Raw genomic sequence first — 2,114 nt, 5'->3', positions numbered from 1 at the left:
ACGCCTTCGTGGCTGGCCTTATGCGCCAGCCACGGGCCATTGGTGGCATCGCCAATCACATACAGCCCCTCAACCCCTGTGCGGCAATAGTCATCTGTCACGACAAAGGACCGGTCAATCTTTGCGCCCAGCTTTTCCAGCCCCAACCCTTCGGTATTGGCCACGATCCCCACTGCAGAAATCACTGTGTCGAATTCGTGCGTTTCAACCTTGCCGCGACGTTCGATATGGGCTGTGACCTTGCCCTTCGCACGGTCCAGTTTCTTGACCATGGCCTTGGTCATAATGGTCATGCCCTGCTTTTCGAACTGTTTTTGCGCGAAGGCACTGATCTCGGCATCTTCAACAGGCAAAATACGTTCCATCACTTCAACGACAGTCACATCCGCGCCTAGCGTGTTGAAGAAACTGGCAAATTCTATCCCGATGGCCCCGGACCCGATAACCAGCAGTTTCTTTGGCATGCGCTTGGGCTGCAATGCGTGCCTGTAGGTCCACACCAGATCGCCGTCCGCTTCCAGTCCGGGCAGTTCGCGCGCCCGCGCGCCCGTGGCCAGAATGATATTTGCAGCCGCAAGTTCCTCGGTGCCCTTGTCGGTCTTTACGCTGACCTTGCCTTTGGCCGGCAGGGTCGCTTCGCCCATCACCACAGTGATCTTGTTCTTCTTCATCAGATGGCCAATGCCGCCCGACAATTGCCCGGCCACCTTGCGGGATCGTTTGACCACCGCATCCAGATCGAACCCGATTTTTTCAGCGGTCAGGCCGAATTCCTTGGCGCGGTGCATCAGATGGAACACTTCGGCGGACCGCAACAAGGCCTTGGTCGGGATACAGCCCCAGTTCAGGCAGATGCCGCCCAAATTCTCGCGTTCGACGATTGCCACGGATTTGCCCAGTTGTGCAGCGCGAATGGCTGCAACATAGCCCCCCGGCCCTGCACCGATTACGACAAGGTCAAACGATCTGGCGGCCATATGGTTTCCCCTTCTGCACGCGTATCTGAAAGTAGTTTGCCATTAAACTATTTACGACCCCACCGCAACGCGCAAGACGAAACCCTGCCATGCATTCCCGGCATACCGTGCTCATGCGGCGCTTTTCAGTTGCGTCAGCGCGTCCATATATCCACCGCGCGCCAGAAAGGCGCGTTCCGGTGCCGTGCTGGTCCGCCCCAAGGCATCATTGCGATAGGGAAAGCGCCCGAATTCGCGGATGACGGCGCGGTGCGCGCGGGCATGAAGCAAATTGTCCGCCCCGGTTTGCGGCATGCGCAACAAGAACATGCGCACACACCGGTCCTGATCCATCTGGCTTTCGGAATGCATCAGCGGCAAATAGAAAAACTGGCGCGCAGGTTCGTCAATCTGGCAATCAAACCCAAGATGGCACGCGCGCGCCGCAATTCGCCGCGCCAGTTCATCGGTTGCGAAGGCGCGCGCATCATTGCGGAACATGTTGCGCGGGAACTGGTCCGTGACAATCAGGAATGCCAAGGCCCCGCGCGGGCATGACGCCCAGTTCAGCAGGCGCCCGTCACGCGCCTTCTCCCACAGCGCCATGAATCGGTCGCGGATTTCGTCGTCCAGTGCATCGCTTTGCGCATACCATTTTGCGGGGCCGACATCTTCCAACCAGAACGAAATTACATCATCAACGCTGGACATGATCTTTTTCCTTATGCTGCCTGCCCCAACCGTGCCAGCCACCCTGCCATCAGGCAAGTCATTTACCCGTCATTGTGGTGAAAACAGCGGTATCTTGCGGTTTTACAACAGGCTTAGGGCATCAGGGCGTGGTGTCGTGTTCGGCATTTTCGGTCATTTCGGTATATACCGCCTCAACCGTGGCCGCCGACACAACCGGCGACACTGGCGCGAACGGGCCGGTCTGGTCTACAGGGGTTGCCGCGCGCTGGGTCATGCGCCACATCGCATACAGGGCCAATGCCAATGTCAGGATAATGATAAACAGGAAAAAGCCTGATGGCCCCATCACCCCCATCAACCACCCGATGCATAGCGGCCCCACAATGGCGCCCCCCCCGGTGGCAAACAGCCACCCCCCCGCTGCGGGGGCCCTCTGGGGCGGTTCGAGGTAATGAGTGGTTTAGG

Annotated in this window: 3 protein-coding genes; all 3 read right to left on the bottom strand. The window is 58.5% G+C overall.

Translation table 11 applies throughout. The annotated features are described in order from the left end of the window. On the bottom strand, window positions 1-977 hold a 977-nt coding region (locus ACTZWW_RS22595; RefSeq protein WP_444783213.1), incomplete at its 3' end, for a dihydrolipoyl dehydrogenase. Between the two features lie 111 nt (window positions 978-1,088). After that, a complete protein-coding gene (locus tag ACTZWW_RS22590; protein WP_444783212.1) occupies window positions 1,089-1,667 on the bottom strand; it encodes a DUF924 family protein in 579 nt (192 codons plus the stop codon). A 121-nt stretch (window positions 1,668-1,788) separates the two neighbouring features. Next, entirely contained in the window at window positions 1,789-2,007 is a 219-nt protein-coding gene (locus tag ACTZWW_RS22585) for a hypothetical protein (RefSeq protein ID WP_444783211.1), read from the bottom strand. Between the last annotated feature and the right edge of the window lie 107 nt (window positions 2,008-2,114).

The sequence above is a fragment of the Salinarimonas sp. NSM genome, from assembly GCF_052380005.1.
In the GTDB taxonomy this organism is placed as follows: Bacteria; Pseudomonadota; Alphaproteobacteria; order Rhizobiales; family Beijerinckiaceae; genus Salinarimonas.
Note: the sequence above shows the minus strand (reverse complement) of the source record. Positions and strands in the feature narration are given on the sequence as shown.